Source organism: Spirillospora sp. NPDC048819, from assembly GCF_040650055.1.
Lineage (GTDB): Bacteria > Actinomycetota > Actinomycetes > Streptosporangiales > Streptosporangiaceae > Spirillospora.
Map to the genome: position 1 here is coordinate 1 of NZ_JBEZGN010000053.1, position 22,784 is coordinate 22,784.

The 22,784-nt window shown below is 69.5% G+C and carries 28 protein-coding genes and 2 pseudogenes; 17 read left to right on the top strand and 13 right to left on the bottom strand.

Annotation, left to right across the window (positions count from 1 at the left end; all coding sequences use genetic code 11):
• Nucleotides 1–462 precede the first annotated feature (462 nt).
• Together AB0C35_RS41785 and AB0C35_RS41790 are read right to left on the bottom strand one after the other, a co-directional pair.
• A complete protein-coding gene (locus AB0C35_RS41785) occupies nt 463–1,332 on the bottom strand; it encodes a hypothetical protein (RefSeq protein ID WP_358468720.1) in 870 nt (289 codons plus the stop codon).
• A 552-nt stretch (nt 1,333–1,884) separates the two neighbouring features.
• Nucleotides 1,885–2,379 (bottom strand): SgcJ/EcaC family oxidoreductase, encoded by a 495-nt coding sequence (locus AB0C35_RS41790; protein WP_358468722.1) that lies wholly within the window; start codon nt 2,377–2,379, stop codon nt 1,885–1,887.
• 60 nt (nt 2,380–2,439) lie between these two features.
• Here AB0C35_RS41790 and AB0C35_RS41795 point away from each other — a divergent pair, with 60 nt between their 5' ends.
• Nucleotides 2,440–2,928 carry a MarR family transcriptional regulator gene (locus tag AB0C35_RS41795; protein ID WP_358468725.1) on the top strand — a complete coding sequence of 163 codons (489 nt, stop codon included), beginning with the start codon at nt 2,440–2,442 and terminating at the stop codon, nt 2,926–2,928.
• 420 nt (nt 2,929–3,348) lie between these two features.
• Here the strand turns inward: AB0C35_RS41795 and AB0C35_RS41800 are convergent, their stop codons facing one another.
• Together AB0C35_RS41800 and AB0C35_RS41805 are read right to left on the bottom strand one after the other, a co-directional pair.
• Complete coding sequence (locus tag AB0C35_RS41800) at nt 3,349–4,350, bottom strand: zinc-binding dehydrogenase (RefSeq protein ID WP_358468728.1); 1,002 nt, start codon at nt 4,348–4,350, stop codon at nt 3,349–3,351.
• Between the two features lie 47 nt (nt 4,351–4,397).
• A complete protein-coding gene (locus tag AB0C35_RS41805; RefSeq protein WP_358468731.1) occupies nt 4,398–4,763 on the bottom strand; it encodes a MerR family transcriptional regulator in 366 nt (121 codons plus the stop codon).
• 390 nt (nt 4,764–5,153) lie between these two features.
• On the opposite strand from AB0C35_RS41805, the gene AB0C35_RS41810 reads away from it, so the two are divergent.
• From AB0C35_RS41810 to AB0C35_RS41825, 4 genes are read left to right on the top strand one after another with little or no spacing between them, the layout of a single operon-like run.
• Nucleotides 5,154–5,498, top strand: coding sequence for a metalloregulator ArsR/SmtB family transcription factor (locus AB0C35_RS41810; protein ID WP_358468734.1), 345 nt, complete (start codon nt 5,154–5,156; stop codon nt 5,496–5,498).
• Complete coding sequence (locus AB0C35_RS41815; RefSeq protein ID WP_358468737.1) at nt 5,495–5,938, top strand: SRPBCC domain-containing protein; 444 nt, start codon at nt 5,495–5,497, stop codon at nt 5,936–5,938. Before AB0C35_RS41810 ends, AB0C35_RS41815 begins: the two co-directional genes overlap by 4 nt.
• Nucleotides 5,935–6,363, top strand: a complete 429-nt coding sequence (locus tag AB0C35_RS41820; RefSeq protein WP_358468740.1) for a nuclear transport factor 2 family protein — start codon at nt 5,935–5,937, stop codon at nt 6,361–6,363. The genes AB0C35_RS41815 and AB0C35_RS41820 overlap by 4 nt, the downstream gene beginning before the upstream one ends.
• A complete protein-coding gene (locus tag AB0C35_RS41825) occupies nt 6,363–7,448 on the top strand; it encodes a serine hydrolase domain-containing protein (RefSeq protein ID WP_358468743.1) in 1,086 nt (361 codons plus the stop codon). Before AB0C35_RS41820 ends, AB0C35_RS41825 begins: the two co-directional genes overlap by 1 nt.
• Nucleotides 7,449–7,475: 27 nt before the next feature.
• Here the strand turns inward: AB0C35_RS41825 and AB0C35_RS41830 are convergent, their stop codons facing one another.
• The 4 genes and pseudogenes from AB0C35_RS41830 to AB0C35_RS41845 form a co-directional block, all read right to left on the bottom strand.
• Complete coding sequence (locus tag AB0C35_RS41830; RefSeq protein WP_358468746.1) at nt 7,476–8,105, bottom strand: LysE family translocator; 630 nt, start codon at nt 8,103–8,105, stop codon at nt 7,476–7,478.
• Between the two features lie 372 nt (nt 8,106–8,477).
• A pseudogene (locus tag AB0C35_RS41835) lies at nt 8,478–8,678 on the bottom strand (helix-turn-helix domain-containing protein); the annotation flags it as partial.
• A gap of 38 nt (nt 8,679–8,716) precedes the next feature.
• Nucleotides 8,717–9,019, bottom strand: coding sequence for a dihydrofolate reductase family protein (locus AB0C35_RS41840; RefSeq protein WP_358468861.1), 303 nt, complete (start codon nt 9,017–9,019; stop codon nt 8,717–8,719).
• Nucleotides 8,953–9,291 (bottom strand): annotated as a pseudogene (locus AB0C35_RS41845) (dihydrofolate reductase family protein); the annotation flags it as partial. The pseudogene AB0C35_RS41845 and the gene AB0C35_RS41840, both read right to left, overlap by 67 nt.
• A 116-nt stretch (nt 9,292–9,407) precedes the next feature.
• Between AB0C35_RS41845 and AB0C35_RS41850 the strand changes: the two are divergent.
• Entirely contained in the window at nt 9,408–10,022 is a 615-nt protein-coding gene (locus AB0C35_RS41850) for a TetR family transcriptional regulator (protein ID WP_358468749.1), read from the top strand.
• Nucleotides 10,023–10,122: 100 nt separating this feature from the next.
• On the opposite strand, the gene AB0C35_RS41855 is transcribed toward AB0C35_RS41850, so the two are convergent.
• Nucleotides 10,123–10,695, bottom strand: a complete 573-nt coding sequence (locus tag AB0C35_RS41855; RefSeq protein ID WP_358468752.1) for a hypothetical protein — start codon at nt 10,693–10,695, stop codon at nt 10,123–10,125.
• Nucleotides 10,696–10,719: 24 nt separating this feature from the next.
• Nucleotides 10,720–11,361 carry a maleylpyruvate isomerase family mycothiol-dependent enzyme gene (locus AB0C35_RS41860; RefSeq protein ID WP_358468755.1) on the bottom strand — a complete coding sequence of 214 codons (642 nt, stop codon included), beginning with the start codon at nt 11,359–11,361 and terminating at the stop codon, nt 10,720–10,722.
• 99 nt (nt 11,362–11,460) lie between these two features.
• Here AB0C35_RS41860 and AB0C35_RS41865 point away from each other — a divergent pair, with 99 nt between their 5' ends.
• The gene (locus AB0C35_RS41865) at nt 11,461–11,901 is read left to right on the top strand and encodes a MarR family transcriptional regulator (protein ID WP_358468758.1); all 441 of its coding nucleotides are present in this window, start codon (nt 11,461–11,463) and stop codon (nt 11,899–11,901) included.
• A gap of 41 nt (nt 11,902–11,942) precedes the next feature.
• On the opposite strand, the gene AB0C35_RS41870 is transcribed toward AB0C35_RS41865, so the two are convergent.
• Complete coding sequence (locus AB0C35_RS41870; protein WP_358468761.1) at nt 11,943–12,572, bottom strand: helix-turn-helix domain-containing protein; 630 nt, start codon at nt 12,570–12,572, stop codon at nt 11,943–11,945.
• A 54-nt stretch (nt 12,573–12,626) separates the two neighbouring features.
• On the opposite strand from AB0C35_RS41870, the gene AB0C35_RS41875 reads away from it, so the two are divergent.
• Nucleotides 12,627–13,121 carry a VOC family protein gene (locus tag AB0C35_RS41875; RefSeq protein ID WP_358468764.1) on the top strand — a complete coding sequence of 165 codons (495 nt, stop codon included), beginning with the start codon at nt 12,627–12,629 and terminating at the stop codon, nt 13,119–13,121.
• Nucleotides 13,122–13,130: 9 nt separating this feature from the next.
• Here AB0C35_RS41875 and AB0C35_RS41880 read toward each other — a convergent pair whose 3' ends face one another.
• Nucleotides 13,131–13,703, bottom strand: coding sequence for a TetR/AcrR family transcriptional regulator (locus AB0C35_RS41880; RefSeq protein ID WP_358468767.1), 573 nt, complete (start codon nt 13,701–13,703; stop codon nt 13,131–13,133).
• 93 nt (nt 13,704–13,796) lie between these two features.
• Between AB0C35_RS41880 and AB0C35_RS41885 the strand changes: the two genes are divergently transcribed.
• Nucleotides 13,797–14,264 carry a nuclear transport factor 2 family protein gene (locus AB0C35_RS41885; RefSeq protein WP_358468769.1) on the top strand — a complete coding sequence of 156 codons (468 nt, stop codon included), beginning with the start codon at nt 13,797–13,799 and terminating at the stop codon, nt 14,262–14,264.
• A gap of 28 nt (nt 14,265–14,292) precedes the next feature.
• On the opposite strand, the gene AB0C35_RS41890 is transcribed toward AB0C35_RS41885, so the two are convergent.
• Nucleotides 14,293–14,877 (bottom strand): CGNR zinc finger domain-containing protein, encoded by a 585-nt coding sequence (locus AB0C35_RS41890; RefSeq protein WP_358468772.1) that lies wholly within the window; start codon nt 14,875–14,877, stop codon nt 14,293–14,295.
• A 195-nt stretch (nt 14,878–15,072) separates the two neighbouring features.
• Here AB0C35_RS41890 and AB0C35_RS41895 point away from each other — a divergent pair, with 195 nt between their 5' ends.
• The 8 genes from AB0C35_RS41895 (at nt 15,073) to AB0C35_RS41930 (ending at nt 22,733) form a co-directional block, all read left to right on the top strand.
• On the top strand, nt 15,073–15,522 hold the full coding sequence (locus AB0C35_RS41895) for a VOC family protein (protein WP_358468775.1): 450 nt from the start codon (nt 15,073–15,075) through the stop codon (nt 15,520–15,522).
• A 67-nt stretch (nt 15,523–15,589) separates the two neighbouring features.
• Complete coding sequence (locus tag AB0C35_RS41900; protein ID WP_358468778.1) at nt 15,590–16,480, top strand: pyridoxamine 5'-phosphate oxidase family protein; 891 nt, start codon at nt 15,590–15,592, stop codon at nt 16,478–16,480.
• The gene (locus AB0C35_RS41905; RefSeq protein ID WP_358468780.1) at nt 16,477–16,680 is read left to right on the top strand and encodes a ferredoxin; all 204 of its coding nucleotides are present in this window, start codon (nt 16,477–16,479) and stop codon (nt 16,678–16,680) included. Before AB0C35_RS41900 ends, AB0C35_RS41905 begins: the two co-directional genes overlap by 4 nt.
• A gap of 347 nt (nt 16,681–17,027) precedes the next feature.
• On the top strand, nt 17,028–17,792 hold the full coding sequence (locus AB0C35_RS41910) for a glutamate ABC transporter substrate-binding protein (RefSeq protein ID WP_358468783.1): 765 nt from the start codon (nt 17,028–17,030) through the stop codon (nt 17,790–17,792).
• Nucleotides 17,793–17,820: 28 nt separating this feature from the next.
• Nucleotides 17,821–18,468 (top strand): hypothetical protein, encoded by a 648-nt coding sequence (locus tag AB0C35_RS41915; protein ID WP_358468786.1) that lies wholly within the window; start codon nt 17,821–17,823, stop codon nt 18,466–18,468.
• A 16-nt stretch (nt 18,469–18,484) separates the two neighbouring features.
• Nucleotides 18,485–19,522, top strand: coding sequence for an ImmA/IrrE family metallo-endopeptidase (locus AB0C35_RS41920; RefSeq protein WP_358468789.1), 1,038 nt, complete (start codon nt 18,485–18,487; stop codon nt 19,520–19,522).
• 235 nt (nt 19,523–19,757) lie between these two features.
• A complete protein-coding gene (locus tag AB0C35_RS41925) occupies nt 19,758–20,585 on the top strand; it encodes a helix-turn-helix transcriptional regulator (RefSeq protein ID WP_358468792.1) in 828 nt (275 codons plus the stop codon).
• A gap of 189 nt (nt 20,586–20,774) precedes the next feature.
• Entirely contained in the window at nt 20,775–22,733 is a 1,959-nt protein-coding gene (locus tag AB0C35_RS41930) for an AarF/UbiB family protein (RefSeq protein ID WP_358468795.1), read from the top strand.
• Nucleotides 22,734–22,784: the final 51 nt, after the last annotated feature.

A 22,784-nucleotide genomic window follows, 5' to 3' on the forward strand; every position in this document is an offset into this window, starting at 1 on the left:
AGGGCGTGGACGCGGGCCGCGTGGCCCTGGAACCCATCCGCACGGAGCACTCCCCGAGGGTGACGCACCTGACCTACGCCGTCCGGGAGCGGTAGACGCACGGCGGACGACACACCGCGGACGCGAAGGGAACACCCCATGCGGTTGGCACGCAGACGGGTTTTCCTGCCGGGATGACCAGCCCACCAGCTGAACGGCCAGGACGGCGCCGCCCATGCGGGAGAATCGCCAGGTGGGAAGGCCAGGAACGAGCCTTTCACGTGAGCCGAGTCAAGGACCAATTGATGAGGTGCGCACTAGCCGGAGGCGAGTTAGGGGAGACGGCCGCGAGTCGGAGCAGATCCCGGGCCGGTGATGGCTTCTTCGACAAGCCGTCCCGGTGCGGCAGCCCGAGATCGTGGTCTGTGTGAGGATTGCTCCAGTCTGTGACTCAGACCGTACGGAAACCCCCGGCTGGAGGGTTCAGGACGATCCGGGCACCACCTCGATCCGTGGGGTGGTGCCTGCCGAGCCGTGCACCACTACCCGGTCGGTGCCGACCGCCAGCCGCACCAGTTCCCTGCGACGCAGAAGCATCCCGTGCTCGGTCGTCCAGTCCGCGGTCAGTGCCTTGTCGTCGACCAGCGCCTCAGTCGGCCCAAGGTCCCGCCACTGGGTGCCGACGAGGAGATCCCAGAACCGGTCCTGGGCCTCCTCCAGACGCCGGGCGGCGGCGAGGCTCGGCCGGAGGAGCATCGAGGCGGACATCGCCGAGGTGTAGGCGGTCCGGGCCTCGCGCAGGGCGTCCACCCGGGTACGGCCGGCGGCCCGCACCGGCCGCCCGGCCAGCGCGACGACCTGTCCGGCGAGCTCGTTCCCGAGGTTGTACAGCCTCTCGCGCACTTCCCCCAGCGGCGTATATCCGATCAGCATGGACGGCAGCATGTGTGGTGCGCGCCACCAAGCGAAGGCGCGCGCCACCTGCCGCCGGTGCTGCGGGTCGGCATACCAAGCCCATAACTCGCGTGCTTTGGTCAGCTCCGCATCGATGAGGGTGAGCCGGGCGAGTTGCCATCCAGCGCTGGGTGAGGGGTCCGACAGCCGACGACGGGTGAACTTCTGGAGTTCGCGGTCCACCAGTTCGGTGCAAACCCAGACCACCAGCCCGCAGTCGTCGTCCGCGCACTGGTAGTACATCGCCCCATAGCCGTAACCCGACTGACGCGGCAGCGTGGCGTGCAGGACGTGGCCGCAGTGGGCGCAGTGGATCAGGCCATTCCCGACGCGCATCACGCGGTTATGCCTGACGTTCACGTGCCGCGCGAGCACCGTCGTGAACACGTCCAGATCCAAGGCGGTACCTCCTCGACGCGACCGTGTTCGGCGTCAAGACGTCACCGTAACCGCTGGCGGCCGGGACCGGTCCCGGCCGCTGCGGTGTGCGGACACGACAGCGAAGGCCCCATGGAAGGCCGGGGGCGCCGCGCCTGACCGGAGTGGACCAGCACCAGGTCTGTCACTGGACCGCGATCCGCGCCGTACGTGCGCTGCAGCTCGCGTTTGGCCAGTGCCGGCCAGGGCGTCACGGCGGCTCGCCGCCTACAACTCGATTCTTGAACATCACAGGCACCGGCCCCCTTCGGTCGCCAAGCACCTCGTTCGTCCCACCGCAACGACCCGAATAATCTCAAACTCACCAACACAGCCCAACCGTCAAGGCCAGCCGCTCTCGGGTCTTGAGGCAGGCTCTCCGTGTGAACCGCCGATACCACTATGTCGGGCCTGCTGAGATCCGTGAGCAGTTGGCAGTCGGTGGTTGTCCCGGGCATCTGCTGCACGGAGCGCGAGAGAGGGCCGCGGCCTGGATGTGGTCGAAGCCCTCTCGGCGCGTGTGGGGCGTGCGGGTCATGCGGTTGCCGGGCGGCCGCGGCCGAGGCGGCGGGCGATGCGGCTCATGAGTTGGGACATCTTGGACGGGAACGCGTTCGGCTCGGGGACGGCGATGGGGCGGACCCGGCCGTTGTGGATGGCGGTGATGCGCCAGCCCTCGTCGGTGTTCACGACCACGATGGTCTGGCGCGACAGACGCCGCTTGGGGAGCTTGGACCTCCAGGGCATCAGCACCGAAGCGGTGCCGTACAGGATGGCGACGTCCGGGGTGATGTAGCGGATGGACTCCAGGTCGCCGACCAGGGCCGAGCCGGCGAGCACGCCGCGGAAGAGCTTGTCGTGGTTCTCCTGGTGCTGTTCGCGGCCGGTCGCGCGGGTGCCGTCGTAGGAGACGTAGTCGGAGTCGTCCGTGAAGCAGGCGCCGAAGGCTTGGGCGTCGCCTGCGGTCCAGGCCTGCATGAACCGCTCGAACAGGTCCTTGATCTGAGCGTCGGTGTGCTGGGTGCTCATGGCGTCCTCCACAGTGCTATCGTTTCGATCAACGAAACCTACGATAACAGAAAGCTTCGAATGTCGAAAGATGGATTCGCGGAGAAGATCGCGATGCAGTTCCGACTGCTCCAACAGAGCTTTGACGCCTTCGACGAGGCCGTCGCGGCCCGCCTCAAGCTCAACCGCACCGACCTGCGCTGCCTGGACGTCGTCCTGGGCGGCGGGCCGCTGTCGGCAGGACAGGTCGCCGCCGCGCTCAAGCTCAGCCCGGCGGCCACCACCACCGTCATCGACCGCCTCGAACGCGCCGGCTACGTCCTGCGCTCCCGAGACGCCGCCAACCGGCGACGCGTACTGGTGGAGGCCACCGGCGCCGCACGGAAAGTGGAAGAGGAGATCTACCTGCCCGTCGGGGAGGCGGGCGCGCAGGCGCTACAGCGCTACGACCAGGACCAACTCGCCACCATCCTCGACTTCCTCCAAACCGCCCGGAAGGTCCAAGAGGACCAGACCACACGCATCAGCACATCCCCCGACGCGGCGGCGCCTCCGGCCGACCGGGAGTGATCGGACGGACCCTTCTCCCCCGCCCGCTGCCCATCAGGCACGAGCGAGGCGCCATCGCGTGGCGGCGGCGGAGTCGCGCTCCACCTTGCCGTTGTGGTGAGGCGTGTACGGCGTGATGCGTTGGCGCCCTGCGCCCAGTAGGGCTTGGGTGAACGTGCCGGCGCAGCAGGCGAGCCCCGTTGTCGGTGACGATGCTCTTGCGGCGCTCGACGGTCGTGGCCTGGGCGCTTCCCCGTCCCGGGACTCGCGAGCCGCCGCCGTCGGGGATCCGTCCGACCTCCTTCACGTCGATGTGGACCATGTGGCCGGACGACGAGCGGTGATCTTCTGCGGGGTCCGGTTCGTGCCGCCGCCGGCAGCGTTGGACGAGGCGGAGGCGCCCCTCGGGGACGGCGGGGCATTGCGGTGAGTCACGGGTGGTTAGCGCCAGGGATCGAGGGCGTGCTTGCCGTGGGTCTGGCCGGCTTCGAGTTGCTGCAGCACCTTGGGCCCTTCGGCCAGGGGGTGAACCCGGGGGGTGCCTGGCGGGTAGACGCCGTAGGCGATGAGTGCCTCGATCTCGGTGAGCAGCGACTGGTAGAGGGCTGGGGCCTCCGCCGCGAGCGCACCGATGTGCAGGCCCTTGATCTGGGCGTGATGGGTGAAGACCAGATCGTGCGTGGTCACGGTGGCATCGCCGGAGGCCGCACCGAACACCACGACACGTCCGGTGAAGGGCTTGGTGACCGCCAGACTGGTCTCGAGGGTGGCCTGGCCCACCGATTCCAGGACCAGGTCGACGCCGCCGGTCAGGCGGGAGATCTCCGCGGCCAGCTCGGGATTCCGGCTGTCCAGGACCTCGTCGGCGCCGAGCGCCTTGACGGTGGCGTGCTTGACCAGGGACGCCGTGGCGATCACGCGGGCACCGTAGTGGCGGGCGAGGCGGACCGCGGCCTGCCCCACACCGCCGGCCGCGGCATGAACGAGCACCACATCACCGGACTTGATCTCACCCAGCGGCTTCAGCGCCGCCAATGCGGTGGCCCAGTTCAGCACCATTCCGAGGGCCTCGGCGTCGCTCCAGCCGGACGGCACTGGGAGGACGCCCGCGGCCGGCATCGTCATGTACTGGGCGAAGGCGCCCGGGCCGACTCCGACGACGTGAGTGCCGGTCGGAAGTGGGCTCTCGACGTCCGGGCCGACGCCCACGATCTCGCCGGCGGCTTCGAACCCTGCCACGTAGGGCGCCTGCGGTCCACCGCCGTAGGTGCCACGGGTCTGCATGACGTCCGCGAAGTTGACGCCCGCGGCGCCGACGCGGATCAGGTACTCGCCGGCCACCGGGGCAGGGAGGCGCTGGTCGGTTGCGAGGGTCAGGTCCTGCGGTCCCTGGTGCGAGGGCTGGATCAGTGCTCGTATGGTCTGCTGCTCGTTGATCTCCATGTGGTGAACGTAGGAGTCTGACACTTACGTCAAGGTCAAGCAGCTGTTCATGAAGCGGTGCGGCGGGCCTGCTGAAGGTAGGTGTCGAGTGCTGCCTGCTGATCGCTGAGAGCGGCGATACGGGCAGCCAGTCGATCGCGGTAGCTCTGCACCTCGTGCAAGAACTCTGCGCACACCACGTCGGTGCCGACATCGGGTTCATCAGTCAACTGGGGCAGAACTTCCCGGATCAGCCGCACCGGCAGTCCGGACTCCAGCAGCGAGCGGATGACGAGTACCCGGTCGATCGTGGACTGGCAGTAGTCGCGGAACCCATTGCTGAACCGGCCGGGGACGATCAAGCCCTCATTCTCGTAGTGCCGCAGCGACCTCGCACTCACACCGCTCACTCGGGAGGCTTCGCTGATCTTCATATCTGGAGGCAACGTCGGTGAGCACCCCGATCTTCCAGCGCCAGTCACCCCGACGTGGTCAGGCGCCAACCACCTCATGTCCCGCAGCACCTAGGCGTCCCCGGCAACGGCATCTACCCGCGCTGCCGAAGGCACCACTTCCAGTGCAGAGCCAGGCACGGGTTAGAGCGCAGAGATGATCAGCGCGTCGCCCTCAGACAGCCGGCCCCCAGTCGCCCTCAGACAGCCGGCCTCCATGGGACCGTCCGCAACGTCACGGACACTCGTCGGCCGTGAGGCACCCGTCCGTTCGGGTCAAGGTCGGTCCTGTCGGTCGGCGACCGCCAGCGGCTGGATCAGAAACTTAAGTCTCCACTTGACTTTGCGGGCTCGGCGAATAAAGTTAAGTGCATGCTTAAGTATGAGGCGGAGGCGGCGGACCGGGTGTTCCACGCGCTCGCGGACGCGAACCGGCGAGCGATGATCGAGCGCCTGACCCGCGGCCCGGCCACCGTGAGCGAGCTGGCGGCCCAGCTCGGGGTGACCGTCGCCGCGACGGTCCAGCACCTGCGGGTACTGCAGGACGCCGAGCTGGTGCGGTCGGAGAAGGTCGGGCGGGTACGCACCTGCCAGATCGATCCGGCCGGCCTCCGCAACGCCGAGGCGTGGTTGCGGCGCCAGCGCACGACGTGGGAGCACCGCCTGGACCGCCTCGACGCCGTCCTCGACGACCAAGCGAAGGAGCAAGGGTCATGACCGACCACACGGTGAAACACAGCACGTTCACGCTGGAGCGGACCTACGCCGCCTCCCCCGCCGCGGTCTTCGCGGCCTGGTCCGACCGCGACACGAAGGCGAAGTGGTTCGCGGCCGAGGACGGCCGCTACTCGCTGGACTTCCGGGTCGGCGGCACCGAGGCCGTGCACGGCGGCGACGGGGTCGACCTCGTCGCGAGAAGCGACTACCACGACATCGTCGGCGACGAGCGCATCGTCTACACCACGGCCCTGTTCACCGACGGGGTCCTGTCGACCGTGTCGCTGACCACCGTGCAGTTCGCCCGCGACGGCGACGGGACCCGCCTGGTGCTGACCGAACAGGGCACCTTCCTGGACGACCGGGAACAGCCCGGGTGGCGCGAGCAGGGCACCGGCGACTGGCTGGACGCCCTCGGCCGCCAGGTGGCCGAGCGATGACGGCGGACGACGACCGGCAGATCCGCGAGCTGCTGGAGGCCCGCACCCGGGCGTTCGGCCGCCGGGACGCCGCAACCGCGGCCGCCGGCTACGACGACGACCTCGTGCTGTACGACGCGGTCGGCCCGTTCGTCCGCCGCGGCGAGGACCCGGCCGCCCGGATGGACGAGTGGATCGCGTTGTACCGGACCGGGATCGGGCACGAGATCCGCGACCTGGAAATCACCGCCGGAGCCGATCTCGCGTTCTGCCACTTCCTCGTCCGGATCAGCGGCACGATGCGGGACGGCACCGAGGTCGGCATGTGGGTGCGCGCGACGAGCTGCCTTCGCCGGCGGGGCGGCGCCTGGACGATCGTCCACGAGCACGCGTCGGTGCCCTTCGACGCCGACACCGGCCACGCCGTGCTGCGCGGGGAGCTTTGATGACCCTCCAACACCGGATTCAGGACATCCTGGACGAACTGGTCGCCTCTGGGGCCGAGACCGGCCTGCAGGTCGCCGTCCACCACCGGGGCCGTCGGGTCGTCGACGCGGTCGCCGGTGTCGCCGACGGCACGACCGGACGGCCGGTGACCGCGCAGACCTTGTTCTTCAGCTTCTCCACCGCCAAGGGCGTGGCCGCGTTGATCGCCCACCTGCTGGTCAAGAACGGCCTGGTCGGCTACGACACGCCGGTGGCGCAGGTGTGGCCGGAGTTCGGGGTGCACGGCAAGGAGACCGCGACCCTGCGGCATGTGCTGACGCACACGGTGGGAGTGCCGGCGATGCCCGGCGGACTCGGCCCCGCCGACCTGGCCGACTGGCCACGGGTCTGCGCGGCGATCGCCGCGGCACATCCGCGGTGGCCACCCGGCACGCGGACCGGCTACCACTCCTTCACTTTCGGCTTCCTGGTCGGCGAGATCGCGCGCCGGGTCACCGGGCAGCCGGTGCGGCGGCTGTTGCACGACTGGGTCGCCGCGCCCCTCGGGATCGCCGGTGAGTTGTACTTCGGCGTCCCTTCGACCGAACTCGCCCGGCTCGCCCGGCTGGAGGACGCCGAGCCGCATCCAGCCGGACCGGCCGAGCACGACAGCATCCTGGCGCCGTGGGAACTGCAACCGCGTGCGTCGATGGGCAACAGCCCCGACTTCCTCCAGGCCGACGTCCCGTCCGTGGGCACCTTCACCGCACGCGGGATCGCGACTGTGTACGCGGCGATCCTGGACGGCCGGCTGATCTCCGCGGACCAGCTGGCGGAGCTGTCGGCGGTCGCCTTCGAGGGAACCGACCAGGTCTTCGGGAACCCCGCACGGCTGGCCCTGGGCTACCCGCTCGGTCGCGTCGGCGCTCCGGCGGACGAGGCTCCCACCACGTTCGGCTGGCCCGGCGGAGGAGGCGGCTACGCCTACGCCAACCCCGCCACGGGCACGTCGTTCGCGGTCACCAAGAACCGCCTCACCCCCGACTTCGCCACCGCACAACGCCTCGCGGACGTGGTCACCGCCGAGCTCGACCCGCTCGCCTAATGCCGGCCGCCGGGATGGCGGCCTCGGTCAGCGTTCGGCCGCGAGGGTGACGCCCAGGCCGATGAACACGCTCCCGGTCGCGGCGTCGATCTTGCGGCGCACCGCCTGACGGCCGCGCAGCCAGCCGCCGATCCGTCCGGCCAGGACGCCGACCGTTCCGTCCGCCAGGAACTCCAGGACGATCAGGATGCCGCCGAGGACCGCGAACTGCAGCCAGACGGGCCCCGCCGCGGGATCGATGAACTGGGGAAGGAACGCGACCATGAACGTGAACGTCTGCGGGTTGGCCATGGAGGACACCACGCCGTTGAGGAAGGCACGCCGACTCGACATCCCGCCGACGGCCGGATCGTCGGCCTGACCGTTCTTCCGGCGGCGGATCATCTGGACGCCAAGGTAGATCAGGTACGCGGCACCGGCGATCCGTATCACCGTGAACACGACCGGGAACGCCGTCAGCAGCACGGCGAGCCCGGCGGCGGCCGCGACGATGTACAACGCGTCACCCGTGATCACGCCGACCGTGGCCAGCAACCCGGCGCGGGCGCCGCCCCGCACGCCGCACCCGAGCACGAACAGCATGTCGGGCCCCGGAGTGACCAGGGCGACGATGGTGGTCACCGTGAACACGGCAAGCAGATGCGGTTCGATCGGCACCCGATGATCATTTCATCTTCCCGCCACCGGCCAGCCCCGAGCCCGGATATCGGCTCGGACAGATAGTCGCGCCCGGACGCTACGGCCCGTCGCGCACCCAGGTGCACGCGCCGACGCGGGACGCGGCACCGACCGGCAGCACCGAGTCATGGATGTTCACCGACGCCGCTCTTTGGCGACGAGGTGGGGCCAGCATGTTCATGATCACCCATCCGACCTTGCGGTGGGCGGCGGCGACCTTGGTCTTGGCATTTGCGCCGGTTGGCCGAACCCCGCTGGCGGCGGGCCATGCGCCACTGGGTACCGGGCCAGGTTGCGCTGCTTGCGCTCCAGAGCTTGGGGTTGGCGATGCGGCCCCCGGCCGAGGTCAACGAACGCGGTGTGCTGGTGACGCAGCGCCTGCTGCAGCGGAACGCTGGACACCTCGTTCAGGAACGCCAGCTCTGGGGTCTTCTACCAGGCGGTCAGCGCGGCGTCGGTCTGCTTGTAGGAGGTGCGCTTGCGGCCGGTGCGCCAGGCGCGTTGGCGTTCGGTGAGGGTCTTGTTCCACACCAGGCGGACGCAGCCGAAGGTGCCGCGAAGAGGGCCGCGGTAACGGGTCTTGCCCGCGTCTAGATGGTGGTTGCGGAGTGTCGACCGTGGAGGTCGTAGGTGTTGAGCAGGGCGCCTGAGGCGAACCTTCGAGTGTTGGTGAGCCGGAGATCTTGCTTTGGATACGTCCCGTCGTACAGCGGTGTTCCGCCGCCGAGGAGGACGGGATTGACGAGCAGTCGCAACTCGTCCAGGACGCCGAGGCGGATGGCGGCGGTGGCGGCCTGGCCGCGGCGAAGAGGGCGAGGTCGCGGCCCTCTTGGTGCTTGAGGTCGGTGAGGGCGGTCGCCGGGTCGTCGCCGAGCAGGTGGGAGTTGTGCCACGCGGTGTCGCGGAGGGTGCGCGACATGACGTACTTCGGCAACTCGTGCATCCGGCGCCGCTGTGTGGACGAGACCTCATCGCCGGCCGTCGGCCAGTAGGCGGCGAGTTGTTCGAAGGCCGTCCGGCCGAAGACCATTCCGTCGATCGACTCCAGCATGTCGTCCAGGTGTGCCTGGAACTCCTCGTCGGCGAACCGCCAGTCGATGTCGCCCGCGGGGTCGGTGATGTAACCGTCGATCGACACGTTGATGTGCAGGAACAGACGCCTCATGGGATCTCCTCGGGTTGTTCTTGAACGGCTACGACTTTTTGGACAGTTGACCAAGAAGTCGCAGCCAGCACGCTACACTTTTTGAACGACATGTCAAGAAGTCGTACGATGCGGCCATGTCACGAACCGGACGGCCGCGCTCCTTCGATGACGACCAGATCATCGGAGGCGCCCTCGAGCTCTTCTGGCGCCGCGGCTACGCGGCCACATCGCTCCGGGACCTCAAGGAGGATCTCGGCGTGCTGCCGGGCAGCCTGTACGCCGCCTACGGCAGCAAGCACGCACTGTTCCTCCGTGCGCTGGGGCGTTATGCGGACGCCGCCCGGGAGCAGGCCGACGACATGGCCGCCGAGGGCGCCGTTCTGCCCCGCATCCGGGCACTTCTCCTCGACGTCCTGCAGGCCGCGCACACGACCCCCGGACGCGGCTGCATGCTGGGCAACACCGCGGCCGAACTGCTCCCCGGGGACGAGGCCGCCGGCCGGTTGGTCCACGGGGGCTTCGGCGCCTTGGAGATCGGCCTGAAGCAGGCTCTCCAGGCCGCACAGCGATCCGGCGAGGTCGGCCCCGCCATCGACTGCGGGGCCCAGGCGCGCCTCCTGCTCGGGCTCATGCAGGGACTCCACGTCCTCGCCCGCGCCGAACCCGAACCCCTCCGCCTGGCCGATGCCGTCGACGCCGCCCTTGCCGCGTTGACCAACCACCACGGGACCGACCAAGCATCCCAGTAGTGGGACACGACGCATTCGTGGAGGAAGGGACGGTCTCGCCCGGTGGCCATGGCATCGCCTTGTGTTCATCTGCTGGTTGGTTTCGGGGGCCCATTTGGACCTATCTGAGGTCTGCCTGGTCGGCCTCCTTGCGCAGGGCTAGACCGAGCAGCGCCCAGAGGACGCCCCAGCCTGCGATGGCGAACATCGGCGGTTCGGGGCTGGTCGCGGCGAACGGGATCATGAAGAGGAGCGGGTACACGCCGATGCCCAGGGGCACCAGGCGTCGCCACCCGGTCCAGTGACCCGAGCGCAGGACGACGATGCCGACCAGGATCATGCTGACCGAGGTCAGCATCGCCGCGACCGGCAGAAGAGGGGTTTCGTCGTTGCCCTGGGCCAGGGCCTGGATCTCGGCGGCGATGAACGCGAACCGTCCGAGGACGGCACCGCCGATGCCCGCGAGCCCGAGCCGTCCGGCCGCGGCCCTGGACGAGCCCAATCCCAGCAGCGCCACCAGCAGGAGGGCGTCCGCGACGATCCAGGCCACCTCGATGGTCGAGAACACCGTGCGGTCGTCCAGGTCGGCGACCCCGGCGGCGACCCCGGCGAGTAACCAGGCAACGCCGCCCAGCAGGGCCAATGCCCCGGCCGGCCGCAGCCGATCAGGCGTCCATGTGGTTGTTTGTGCCATCTTTCGCTTCCTTTCGGTGGGGATTCAGTGGGTCGCCGCGGAGCGGGCGATGAGAGCGGCGGCGCCCGGGCCGGTGAGGCCGGGCAGGACGGCGTACCGGCCGGTCAGCAGGAGCAGCAATGTGGCGATGGGAGCCTGGACGTCGTCGCCGTCCCCGGCCGACCAGGACACGTCGGTGGCGGTCAGCCGGAAGCCGCGCAACCGCCGATCAGGGTGAAAGGGGAAGCCCCGGTGCCAGATGTGCTCGGCGGACACGCGGGCCGCTTCCAGTGGCATGGGCCGATCGATGCCCAGGGGCAGCGCGATGTCCTGGCCGTGGACCAGGACGTCCATCATGGCGTCGGGGAGCCGCTGCCCCGGCGCCAGATGCCGGGAGCCGGACGCCGCGCGCAGGGCCGCGACCAGCTCATCGCGCGGGCGGACGGCCTCCCGCCGCGCGGTCCCGTCGACGAGACGGTTGAAACCGCCCCGGGCGCGGACGATCTCGACGAGGAAGGTGCCGAGCCCAATGCGCGGCCCCAGGCTCAGGTGCGCGGCCACCTCACGGACGGTCCAGCCCGCGCACAGCGACGGATGGGCCCACTGGCCGGCGGTCAGTGAGCCGAGCAGGTCGGCCAGACCCGCCCGCTCATCGTCGAGGACCTGCCACATCGCCGCCTCGTCCATGCCGGGCCCCCTGGATCGTTTAGTACGATGATCGGACGGATTTAGTCAGCCTCTCTGTCTAAATTAGACAGAACTTCTGACCAACGTCAAGGAGTCGCATTGGCCGAGAACCTCAACGTCGGTCTGCTGCTGTTCATCCCGTACCGCGCCGTGGAGAACCGGGTGTTCGCGGCGCTGGCCGCGGCGGGGCACGGTGACATCACCCTGGCCCAGGGCAGGCTTCTGCAGCGTGTCGACGACGGCGGCTCCCGGCTCAGCGAACTCGCCGAGGCGGCCCAGGTGACCAAGCAGACCGCCGGCTATCTGGTCGACCAGCTCGAACGCGCCGGATACGTGGAACGCACGCCGGACCCCACCGACGCCCGGGCCCGGCTGGTACGGCTGACCGAGCGCGCCCAGGCCCTGAAGCCCATCGGCGACGCGGCGGTGGCGGAGGTCGAGGCCGAGTGGGTCGCCCACCTCGGGCGGCGCCGCATGGAGCAGCTCCACGACACCCTCACCCGGCTCCGCGAGATCACCGACCCGTACTGGAAACCCTGACGCCCGCCCACCTGGTCGCGGGCGGCCGGCGCTTGCGGACGCTAGACGGTGACCAGCCGGGTGAGGGTGTTGTTCAGCCATTGCTCGTACTCCTCTGGGCTCCAGTGGTTCATCCGGGTGCCGAGCAGGTAGGTCTCGGCCGATGTCAGGATCGCGGAGGTCTCGGTCAGCCAGTCGATGTCGCGGCCGGCGGGGAGCAGGCCGTCGTCGTCCGCCCGCGTCCAGAAGAGCCGCATGTTGTCGCGGGTCGCCTCGCGGCCGGCCTGGGCCGCTTGTTCCAGATCCGGCTCGACCGGCGCTGCCTCCAAAACCACTGCGAGCAGGTCGCCGGCGCGGGCCATCATCTCGCGCACGCCGCGCGCCATCGCGTCGATCCGCTCGGCGAGGGCGGGCGCGGAACCGGCCAGGACGAACCAGGATCGGCCCTGGACGTCCACCGGCGCGGTGTCACCGACCAAGGCGACGTCGACGACCCGCTTGAGCAGGACGGCCTTCGTGCCGAACCGTACATAGACGGTGCGTGCGCCGACGCGGGCCTGCGCAGCGACGGCGGTGAGGGTCGTGCCCGCGTAGCCGTGTTCGCGGAACAGCCGGGTCGCGGCACGCAGAATCTTCTCCTCGGTGTCGGCCACTCGGCCCGCCCGCAGATCGGCCTTGACATCGTCTCCCATGCGTTGCAGTGTAACTGCATCAATGCAGTGTTACTACACTAAGTTGGGGGCGTCATGGAGAACGTGCCGGTCTTGGCCGGGGTCCATCACCTGAAACTTCCAGTCAGCGATCTCAAGCGGGCACGCGCCTGGTACGAGAGCCGCCTCGGCTACGAGCTCGTGCTCGAATTCGTCGAGCAGGGCGCGCTGATGGGCGTGGTGATGCGGCATCCACGCGGCGGACCCGACCTCGGCCTCCGGCTCGACCCCGAGCGCGCCAAGGCGGCGGCCGGATTCGACTACTTCGCCATCGGCGTCCCGCACAAGGCGGCGATGGACGACCTCGCGGCCCACCTCACCGAACTGGGCGAGTCCCACGCCGGGGTGCACTTCGCGACCATCGGCTGGATCCTGCCGGACCTGCACGACCCGGACGGCCACGAGGTCCGCTTCTACACGGTCGAGCACCACACCGAGCCCGCCGATCCCATGACCGTCCTAGACCCGCGCGAGACCGCGGAACACCACGAACGCGAACTCCGGCAACGACCGGCTGATCCGCCCCGATAACGGTGAAGATCACTGAGACGTCGTGCGCAGGAGTGCTTCGGCGCCCAGCCGGGCATGGTGAGCCGCCGCGGTGCCGCCATGGATTCCCGCCACCACGATGGCTCCCTCGGCCAGCAGGTGCACCGGTTCGGTGAAACGGGCGTCGACGGGGGCGACCAGTTCGGCGACCTGGTCATGGAACGCCTGCTTGTGCGATCGCACTTCGGCGGCGACCGCAGGGGATGACGACCCGAGTTCACCGTGGACGTTGGCCCATGCACATCCGCGGAAGCCGGGTTCGGCGAACCAGTCGCCGAGCCAGTCGAACATCGCGAGGATGCGTTCCCGAGGGTCGGGCACCTGGTCCAGGTAGGCCGCCAGGCTTCCTCGCCACCGGCGGTCGCGGCGTTCCAGCATCGCGACGACGAGGGTCTCCTTCGTCGGGAAGATCCGGTAGATGCGCTTGAGGGGCAGACCCGACACGGTCCGCAACTCGTCCATGCCGACCGCCTGGACGCCCCGCCGGTAGAAGAGATCCTCCGCGACGTCCAGCAGTGCGTCCCGGTCCAGGAGGGTCTGCTCCTCGGTGATCGCCGCCGGCATGGGCGCCTCCTTCCCTTGACGTTGAGAACGATCGTTCCCTATCTTAGGGCGAGCCCAGTCGAGAACGGGCGTTCTCAACAGAGGGGGAGTGCAGTGTCCGGAGAAGAAGATCGTCCGCCCTACCCGCCGTTCACCGAGGAGACCGCTCTGCAGAAGGTCCAGGCGGCCGAGGACGCGTGGAACACCCGCGACCCGCGTCGGGTGGCGCTGGCCTACACCCCCGACTCGGTCTGGCGGAACCGCGACGTGTTCGTCACCGGCCACAAGGAGATCATCGCCTTCTTGGAGTCGAAGTGGGAACGGGAGCTCGACTACGCGCTGCGCAAGAGCCTGTGGGGATTTCGCGGGAATCGGATCGCCGTCCGGTTCCAGTACGAGTGGCACGACCGCGACGGGCAGTGGTGGCGCAGCTACGGCAACGAATTGTGGGAGTTCGACGAGCGCGGACTGATGCGGCGCCGCGAGGCGAGCATCAACGATCTGCGGATCGACGAAGCCGACCGGCGCATCCACGGCACGCGGCCGGAAAGCGAGTACGGGGAGGTCATCCCGCTTCAGTAGGCATTTGCAGCGGGGGCGGGTCGTCCGCTCAGTCGTTCGCGTGGCGCCGGTAGTGGCGCGCGACCCTGCCCCGGTTGCCGCAGCCCGCTGAGCACCAGCCGCGTCGCGGGTGCGAACGGTGATAGTAGAGGACGCAGCCGGGCCCGTAGCAGGCGCCGATCCGGACCTCCGGTCGCTCGGACAGCAGCTCGCCGGCTTCGAGCGCCAGGGCGGCGAGTTCGCGTCCGAACCCGTCGACGCTGAACCGCCAGTCCCGGTGGAACCCCCCTTCGCCGTCCCGCCTCAGCTCGGGGGCGCTCGGCGCGGTGAAGCCGTTCAGTGTCGCCAGGGCGCGATCGACCGACAGACCCGCGTCCACGGCGGCGGGACGTTCGTCGTTCGCCACGGTGGCGGCCAGCCGGCGCAGCGCATCGCGCAGTTCCCGGGCCCGGAGCAGGTCGGCTTCGCCGAGCGGGCCGACGGTCGGGATCCCGCATTGCCGCACCCACCGGTCCAGTTGCCCGACCGTCGCCAGGGCGTCGTGCGTCCCTGCCTTGTCCGCCCAGATCGTGTTCATCAGGCGCACCGGCCGCGGCTCGGAGGGATACAGGTCGGGCACGTCGTCGGACGCCATGGCCCCTCCTCCTCGCAGTCGATCCCGGCTCGGCCCGCAGCGCGCTCGCGCCGAGCCTCACCGTCCGCTTCCTAATGTATCAGCGCTTGCTTTGCATTAGTGGAGCCTCTAGTCTGCACCTAATGGCAAGCGTCTTTCTAAGCATTAGAGTCATCCGCCGAGGGTGACGAGACGCATGGCCGGCCTGGAGGAACCATGAGCAACCCGGCGCTGAAGACGGGCCACGTCGCGCTGAACGTGACGGACCTGAACCGGTCGACGGAGTTCTACGAGAAGCTGTTCGACTTCGACGTCGTGGCCCGCTCGGACGCCGAGCGGAAGTTCGCGCTCCTTGGCAGGGACGGCCGCGTGATCGTCGCCCTGTGGCAGCAGGCCGACGGCAGGTTCCCCACCGGACTGCCCGGGCTGCACCACCTGTCGTTCGAGGTCCCGACCGTCGACGCCGTGCGCCGGGCCGAGCAGACGCTCAAGACGCTCGGTGTCGAGTTCGCCTACGACGGCGTCGTCGCCCACGCCGAGGGGGCGGGCTCGGGGGGCGTGTTCTTCACCGACCCCGACGGCGTCCGGCTCGAGATTTACGCGCCCAGCGGCGTCGACGGCGACAGCGCCCCCGTCAAGGACGCGCCCACCTGCGGCTTCTTCTGATCCCCCGCGCTGAAGCCACTGGGCCCGGGGCCGCGTGCCCCGGGCCCTTCCTTGAAAGGAGAACCGGATGTTCCACCCAGGCGAAGTGGACGTCCAGCAACGCGCCGGCGTGCACGCGGACGCACACGGCAGCGCCGGCGTCGGCGACACGATCCCCGACGTGGCCCGGCAGTTCCTGACGGCTCAGCGAATGATCGTCGTGACGGCCGAGCACCGCGGCTCGCCGTGGACCACGCTCCTGGCCGGCGAGCCGGGGTTCATCGGCGTCCCGGACGAGTCGACGCTCCACATCGATGCCGGCCTCCCCGCGTTCGATCCGCTCGCCGGGGCGTTCACCGCCCCCGTCGAGATCGGCATGCTCGCCATCGAACCCGAGACACGCCGCCGCATGCGCGTCAACGGGCAGGCGCACCAGGCGGACGGCGGACTGCTGGTGCACGCGCACCAGGTCTATTCGAACTGCCCGAAGTACATCCAGACCCGCCGCGCCGACTCGGTGGAGCAGTCCGGATCCACGACGCGGACCGAGGGCAAGGCACTCGACGCCGCGCAGCTCGCGTGGGTCCGCGAGGCCGACACGTTCTTCGTCGGGACCAGCGCGCCCGGCCTCGGCGCGGATACGTCCCACCGTGGCGGCAGCCCCGGGTTCCTCGACGCCGAGCCGCAGCGCATCAGCTGGCCTGACTACGTCGGGAACTCGATGTACATGACCTTCGGGAATCTCCTGCTGGATCCCCGGGCCTCCTTGCTGTTCATCGACTGGACGGCCGGACGCACCCTGCACCTGAGCGGAACGGCCGCCGTCGACTGGGACCCGGACCGGGCCGCCCGCCGCCCGGGAGCCCAGCGTTTCGTCGACTTCGACATCGATCGTGTGATCCAGCTCGACCACCGCGTCGCTCTGCGGTGGCGGCTGGAGAAGCCGTCCCGGTTCAACCCGCCCGCGAGAGGAACATGACCATGCAGATCGACGTCGACCGGGCCGTGTGCGAGATCCACGCCCAATGCGTCTTCGCGGCGCCCGAGGTCTTCGAGCTGGACGATGACGACGAACTCGTCTACGACCCCTCACCGGACGCCCGGCACGACGACGCCGTCCACCGAGCGGCGCGCGCCTGCCCCGTCCAGGCGATCCGGCTCGGGGCGGCGGCGCCATGACGTACCCGGCCAAGTGAGACGAGAAGCAGCTTCTTGGGGCATCGACTTTGGTCGTTCTGAGGCAATGGGGCGGCTGACGCCCCAAGCTTGAGTTGCTGCTGTTTCGCTTGCGGTGGGCCCATTGCTCCCCGCGTCCCCGGAAATGGGTGGTTGTGGTGGTCGACGAGGTTCGTGGCGGAGGGAAAGTGCGCACCCGTCAAGAGCAGCCGTCAGCGAGCGGCTCGGGCCGGCAAGTGAGCTGAACCGCGGGGTGGTTCCGGCCGTTTGGGCTTGGCTCGTCCGGCGTTCATCTGCTGGTTGGTTTCGGGGGCTAGTCATGCTTTGTGCGGTGCATTCTGGGGATTCTGGTGCTGGCTTTCGGGCTTGTGGCGTGTGCGGCCGCGGAGGCGTCCATTGCCGACGGTGACGTCATTGTGATCGGGGTCAAGGCCGATCAGCCGCGGCTCGGGTTCCGGGAGAAAGGCGTCTTCACGGGGTTCGAGGTCGATGTGGGGACGTACATCGCCCGGCATCTCGGGGCTTCCCGGGTCACGTTTCGTGAGGTCAGGTCGGACAACCGGGAACAGAAGCTGAACGATCACACCGTCGATCTCGTGCTGGCGTCCTACTCGATCACCCCTGACCGCGCCAAGCTCGTCACCTTCGGCGGCCCCTACTACGTCGCCCACCAGGACGTCATGGTGCGGCGCGGGGAGACACTGATCCGGGGTGTGCGAGATCTGGCCGGGCGCCGGATGTGCCAGGCGAGCGGGTCGGTTTCCACCGAGCGTGTGGTGGTCGGGTTGAGCATTCCGGCGAAGCTCGTTCCCGGGGCGTCCTATAGCGATTGTGTGGCCAAGCTTCGGAGCGGCGAGGTCGACGCGGTTTCGACGGGGGATCTGGTGCTGGCCGGGTTCTCGGCGCCGGATCTGGAGATCCTCAACTCGCCGTTCACCGACGAGCGGTACGGCGTCGGGATGCGGAAGGGCGACATCGACGGATGCGAGGCGGTGAACCGGGCCGTCACCACGATGTACCAGGACGGGACGGCCGTCGAGCTGCTGCGCAAATGGTTCGGGCCGAGCGGTCTCAAGCTGGTCGGGGAAGTGCCGCAGTTCGAGGGCTGCTCATAATGTCGGTGCCCGCGGCTATCGTCGAAGGGTGGCTGAGGACCGGGTTGCGTGGGACGAGCTCTTGGCGGCGGGCTTCCTGCACGGTGTGCGGGAGGCTCACCGTGAGGCGACGCTGGCCCTGTTCGGAGGGTTGAGCCGGGCGGCGGGCTTCAAGGAGCGGACGTACGGGGTCGGCGCGTTCGAGTTGCTGGAGAGCCACCTCGACCGCGTGTTCGGCAAGGGCGACCTGGCGAAACAGGTCGTCCGGGACGATCTGAACGGCTCGCCCGGATGGCGGTACGGGCCGTACCGCGTCCTCCTCAAGAGGCACGAGTTCGGGAACGTCAAGGGCATCCGCTGGGACAGGGACAGCCCCACCAAGCAGGCCGTCGCGCGGCAGGGCTACATCGAGGACCCGCAGCTGACCCTGCCGCTCGGGCTCGAAGCCCACGACACGCCCGGGGTCGTCACGCTGGTCCTCGCGCACAGCGCCAGCGAGGAGCCGCTGGAGCTTGAGCTCTTCCTGGGCCGTCCCAGGTGGAACGCCGACGGCGGCACCGCCTGGCATTGGGTGAAGCAGCTGGACGACACCATCGGGCGCGATCCACGCCGTAAGCTCGTCGAGCGGACCATGCCGCTGTGGGACGAGCACGAAGACGTCCCCATGCGGCTTCGCGGGGAGACGAAGACGGCCTAGCAAAGGGTGGCGCAGGGTGCTGTTCGACTGCGAGCGGCTGACGCTTGCCCGGCGGCTCCGAGGGTTGCGCAAGAACCAACTCGCGCAGGCCGTGGGGACGACGCCGAAAGCGATCGGGCAGTACGAGGCGGGCGTGCAGCGGCCCGAGGAGCCGACGATGAGGCGCCTGGCCATCGCGCTCGGGGTCCCGGTCGAGTTCTTTCAGGCGGGGCGAAGTCCGGTCTCCATGGACGGCGCCCATTTCCGGTCGCTGAGGTCGACGAGTCAGATCGAGCGGGACCAGGCGCTGGCGTACGGCCGCATCGCCACGGACGTCGTCGCCGTCCTCGAAGGCCTCGTCGATTTCCCCGGGGTTGACCTGCCCGAGTATCCGGTCTCGCCGGACGAGATCGCCGGGAGCGGCCCCGTCGAGGCGGCGCGGCTGACCAGGAAGTCGCTGGTGGAACAGCCGGGGCCGGTGGCACATGTCGTCCGTTTGCTGGAGGCGCAGGGAGTGATCGTCCTCGTGCTGCCGGACGCGGCGGAACGGGTCGACGCGTTCAGCGTGGGGATTCATCCGAGGCCGATGGTCTTCTTCAATCCCGCGAAGGGCGATTACTGGCGTAACCGGTTCGATGCGGCCCATGAGCTGGGGCATTTGGTGATGCACGCCGACGCCGAACCCGGGGAGAAGGTCGTCGAGGACCAGGCGCACAGGTTCGCGGCGGAATTCCTGATGCCGGAGGCCGACATCGCCGCCGAATTGCCGGCGAAGGCCGACTGGGAACGGCTGGGCGAGCTGAAGGCGGTCTGGGGTGTCAGCATCGCGGCGCTGCTCTACCGGGCGCGGACACTCGGGATCATGACGGAGACCGTGTACCGCAACGCGATGAGCACGATGAGCTCGCGGGGATGGCGGAGGCATGAGCCCGGAACGGCGAGGCCCCTTGAGCAGCCGACGATGCTGACGCGGGCGATCGAGATCGTGGGGCAGGCCGGAACCGGCCGCGACCGGGTCGCCGAACTGGCGCGGGTGACGAGGGCCGATCTCGACCTGCTGATTTCGCGGCGGTAACGCGGCCCAGCTCCACTAACGGCGGCGCCACTAATTGGAACGGTCCCCGAGAGATCGATTAACACGATGCCGTGTTTTGTACAGGCGTCCTGCAGTGACATATCTCTGTCCGGAGGTTTCCTGCGCGCTCGCCATTGCCTGTGAGACCCTCCGATGGTTGCCGTGACGTACGGAGAACGCTGGAGATCTTGTGCTGGACCATCGGCAGGCCGGCCCGAGTCCGACCGCCCTTCGCATGCAGATCGGCGCACGGCTGCGGCGGATGCGTGAGAACAAGGGAATAGGACGGGCGGAGGCGGGGGAGGCGATCCGCGGGTCGGCCTCCAAGATGAGCCGCCTCGAACTCGGAAGGCACGGCTTCAAGGTGCGGGACGTCCTCGACCTCCTCGACCTCTACGAGGTGGACGACCCCGACGAGCGCGACAGCCTCATCGAACTCGTGCGGGAGGCGAAGAAGCCCGGCTGGTGGCAGAGGTACGGCGACCTGGTGCCGAGCTGGTTCGAGCAGTACCTCGGCTTGGAGCAGTCGGCGACGACGATCCGCGGCTACGAGGTGCAGTACATCCCCGGCCTGTTGCAGACCCGCGAGTACGCGCGGGCCGTCATCGGCCTGGAGTACCACGACGCCGCGTACGAGGGTCTCGACCGGCGTCTCACCCTGCGGATGACCCGGCAGGAGATCCTCCACCGGCCGGTCTCCCCGGTGCGGCTGTGGGCGATCCTCGACGAGGCGGCGCTGCGCAGGCCGATCGGGGGGCCGGCGACGATGCGCGCCCAGATCGAGCACCTGATCACGGTGTCGGAGTCCATGCCCAACGTGAAGGTGCAGGTCCTGCCGTTCTCCGCGGGCGGCCATGTCGCGCTCGGCGGCCCGATCACGATCGTCCGGTTCGCGGAGCACGACCTCGACGACGTGGTCTACCTCGAACAGCTCACCGGCGCCCGCTACCCGGAGGGGCAGGAGGCGGACCGCTACCAGGAGATCATGGACCTGCTCGCGATCCGCGCCTCCCCTCCCGCCCGCACCACCACATGGCTGAAGGACCTCCTGAACGACTTCTGAGGCCGATACCGCCAGAGGCGCCAGAGACGCCGAGACCTCCGAGCCCGGCGGACCGTACGCCGGTCCCGCGCCGCTTCGGCCGGTCCCCCGCCCGGGTGAGGGGCTCCCCCGGCGGCGGGAGGCCGGGCACGGAGGCCGCTCGTTAGCGTCGCCTGCGGCAGTCAGGCACTCAGCAGGCGGTGGGCGGCTTTGGATACTTCGGCGACGGTGGTCGCGTTCGTCATCGGGACGACGATCAGCACATGGGTCATGGCGTACGGGGCGCGGCGGCTCCTCAACGTCCGGTTCTCCCTCTTCCGGACGATCACGGCGGGCGCGGTCGGGCAGGGCATGGCGAATCCGATCACCACCTCGCTGATCGGCGACCTGGGCGAGCGCCGGCAGTTGACGCCGATGCTGTGGTTCGTCTGCCTCGGCTTCGCGTGCGCCCTCCTCGTCTCGATGACCCTGCTGGTGCTCTGGGAGGCGTTCGTCCCGACCGGTTCGGTCCCGTCGCCGCTCTCCTGGTTCGGCGGCGTCCGGTCGCGGGTGGCGCGCACCCGGCGCTACTGGCGGATCACGTTCATCTTCCTGCGCCACGGCCTGGGCCCCTACCTGCGCGGACGTGCCCGTCCGACGTCCCCGGAGGGACGCGAGCGGCTCGCGCGGGAGCTGACGCAGGCCCTCGAACAGGCGGGCGTCGCGTTCGTGAAGCTCGGCCAGGTGATGTCGACGCGGCGGGACGTCCTGCCGCCGGAGTTCGTGTCGGAGCTCGGGCGGCTGCAGGACCGCGCCGCGCCCGTCCCGTGGCCGGAGATCGAGAGGGTGATCCAGGAGGAGTTGGGCGCGCTGCCCGAGGACGTCTTCGCCGCCTTCGACCGCACCCCGCTGGCCGCCGCGTCGGTCGCGCAGGTGCACACGGCCACGCTGCGCTCGGGCGAGGACGTCGTGGTCAAGGTCCAGCGGCCGGGCATCCGAACGGTGGTGGAGCGCGACCTCGACATCGTCGGCCGCCTGGCGCGGACGCTGCAGGGCCGCGCCGGGTGGGCGAAGGCGTTCGGCGTCGTCGATCTCGCCGACGGGTTCGCGGCCGCGCTGCGCGAGGAGCTGGACTTCCGGGTCGAGGCGCGCAACATGGCATCGGTGGCGGCGGCCGGGACGGCGCGCGGGTCGGACATCGTCGTCCCGCACCCGTACGACGACCTGTGCACCGGGCGGATCCTGGTGATGCAGCGTCTCCACGGCGTCGCGATCGGCAAGGCCGGTCCGCGCATCGACCGCCAGGGGATGGACCGGGCGAAGCTGGCGCACACCCTCCTCGACACGGTGCTGCGCCAGATCGTCCTGGACGGCGTGTTCCACGCGGACCCGCATCCCGGCAACATCATGCTGCTCGACGACGGCCGCCTCGGGCTGATCGACTTCGGTTCGGTCGGGCGGCTGGACACCGAACTGCGCGGCTGCCTCCAGCGCATGCTCCTCGCCATGAACCGGGGTGACGCGGTCGCGGTGACGGACGCCTTCCTGGAGGTCGTGGCCCGTCCGGACGAACTCGACGAACAGGGCCTGGCGCGGGCTCTCGGCGCGTTCATGACGCGGCATCTCGGCGCGGGCTCCATCCCGGACATGACGATGTTCACCGACCTGTTCCGGCTGGTCGCGCGGTACGACCTGGCGGTCCCGGCGGAGATCGCGGCGGTGTTCCGGGCGCTGGCGACGCTGGAGGGCGGCCTGACGGAGCTGGCGCCCGGCTTCGGCATCGTCGGCGAGGCGCAGGAGTTCGGTGAGACGTACCTGCGGGAACGGCTGCGTCCCGGGTCTCTGCAGGAGGCGGCGGCCGACGAGCTGATGGGGCTGCTGCCGATGCTGCGCCGCCTGCCCCGCCGGCTGGACCGCATCACCGCGGCCGCCGAGGCCGGGCGCCTGACGTTGAACGTCCGGCTGTTCGCGGACGAGGGCGACCGGCGGACGGTCACCGGGCTGCTCCAGCAGGTGCTGCTCACGATCCTCGCCTCGACGTCCGGGGTGATGGCCGTCCTGCTGCTCGGCCTGAAGGGCGGCCCGGTCATGACCCCCGCCGTGTCGCTGTACCAGTTCTTCGGGTACTGCGGGCTGGTGGTCTGCAGCGTCCTGTCCCTGCGCGTCCTGGCGGTGATCTTCCGCCGCTGAACGCGCCCACGGATATGATCGAACACATGTTTGACTTGCGCGTTACAGTGG

Coding starts and splice junctions, on each gene's coding strand:
- AB0C35_RS41790 (WP_358468722.1), bottom strand. CDS start 2,379: ATGAGCACCCAGCACACCGACGCTCAGATCAAGGACCTGTTCGAGCGG.
- AB0C35_RS41795 (WP_358468725.1), top strand. CDS start 2,440: ATGTCGAAAGATGGATTCGCGGAGAAGATCGCGATGCAGTTCCGACTG.
- AB0C35_RS41800 (WP_358468728.1), bottom strand. CDS start 4,350: ATGGAGATCAACGAGCAGCAGACCATACGAGCACTGATCCAGCCCTCG.
- AB0C35_RS41805 (WP_358468731.1), bottom strand. CDS start 4,763: ATGAAGATCAGCGAAGCCTCCCGAGTGAGCGGTGTGAGTGCGAGGTCG.
- AB0C35_RS41810 (WP_358468734.1), top strand. CDS start 5,154: ATGCTTAAGTATGAGGCGGAGGCGGCGGACCGGGTGTTCCACGCGCTC.
- AB0C35_RS41815 (WP_358468737.1), top strand. CDS start 5,495: ATGACCGACCACACGGTGAAACACAGCACGTTCACGCTGGAGCGGACC.
- AB0C35_RS41820 (WP_358468740.1), top strand. CDS start 5,935: ATGACGGCGGACGACGACCGGCAGATCCGCGAGCTGCTGGAGGCCCGC.
- AB0C35_RS41825 (WP_358468743.1), top strand. CDS start 6,363: ATGACCCTCCAACACCGGATTCAGGACATCCTGGACGAACTGGTCGCC.
- AB0C35_RS41850 (WP_358468749.1), top strand. CDS start 9,408: ATGTCACGAACCGGACGGCCGCGCTCCTTCGATGACGACCAGATCATC.
- AB0C35_RS41855 (WP_358468752.1), bottom strand. CDS start 10,695: ATGGCACAAACAACCACATGGACGCCTGATCGGCTGCGGCCGGCCGGG.
- AB0C35_RS41860 (WP_358468755.1), bottom strand. CDS start 11,361: ATGGACGAGGCGGCGATGTGGCAGGTCCTCGACGATGAGCGGGCGGGT.
- AB0C35_RS41870 (WP_358468761.1), bottom strand. CDS start 12,572: ATGGGAGACGATGTCAAGGCCGATCTGCGGGCGGGCCGAGTGGCCGAC.
- AB0C35_RS41875 (WP_358468764.1), top strand. CDS start 12,627: ATGGAGAACGTGCCGGTCTTGGCCGGGGTCCATCACCTGAAACTTCCA.
- AB0C35_RS41880 (WP_358468767.1), bottom strand. CDS start 13,703: ATGCCGGCGGCGATCACCGAGGAGCAGACCCTCCTGGACCGGGACGCA.
- AB0C35_RS41890 (WP_358468772.1), bottom strand. CDS start 14,877: ATGGCGTCCGACGACGTGCCCGACCTGTATCCCTCCGAGCCGCGGCCG.
- AB0C35_RS41895 (WP_358468775.1), top strand. CDS start 15,073: ATGAGCAACCCGGCGCTGAAGACGGGCCACGTCGCGCTGAACGTGACG.
- AB0C35_RS41900 (WP_358468778.1), top strand. CDS start 15,590: ATGTTCCACCCAGGCGAAGTGGACGTCCAGCAACGCGCCGGCGTGCAC.
- AB0C35_RS41905 (WP_358468780.1), top strand. CDS start 16,477: ATGACCATGCAGATCGACGTCGACCGGGCCGTGTGCGAGATCCACGCC.
- AB0C35_RS41925 (WP_358468792.1), top strand. CDS start 19,758: ATGCAGATCGGCGCACGGCTGCGGCGGATGCGTGAGAACAAGGGAATA.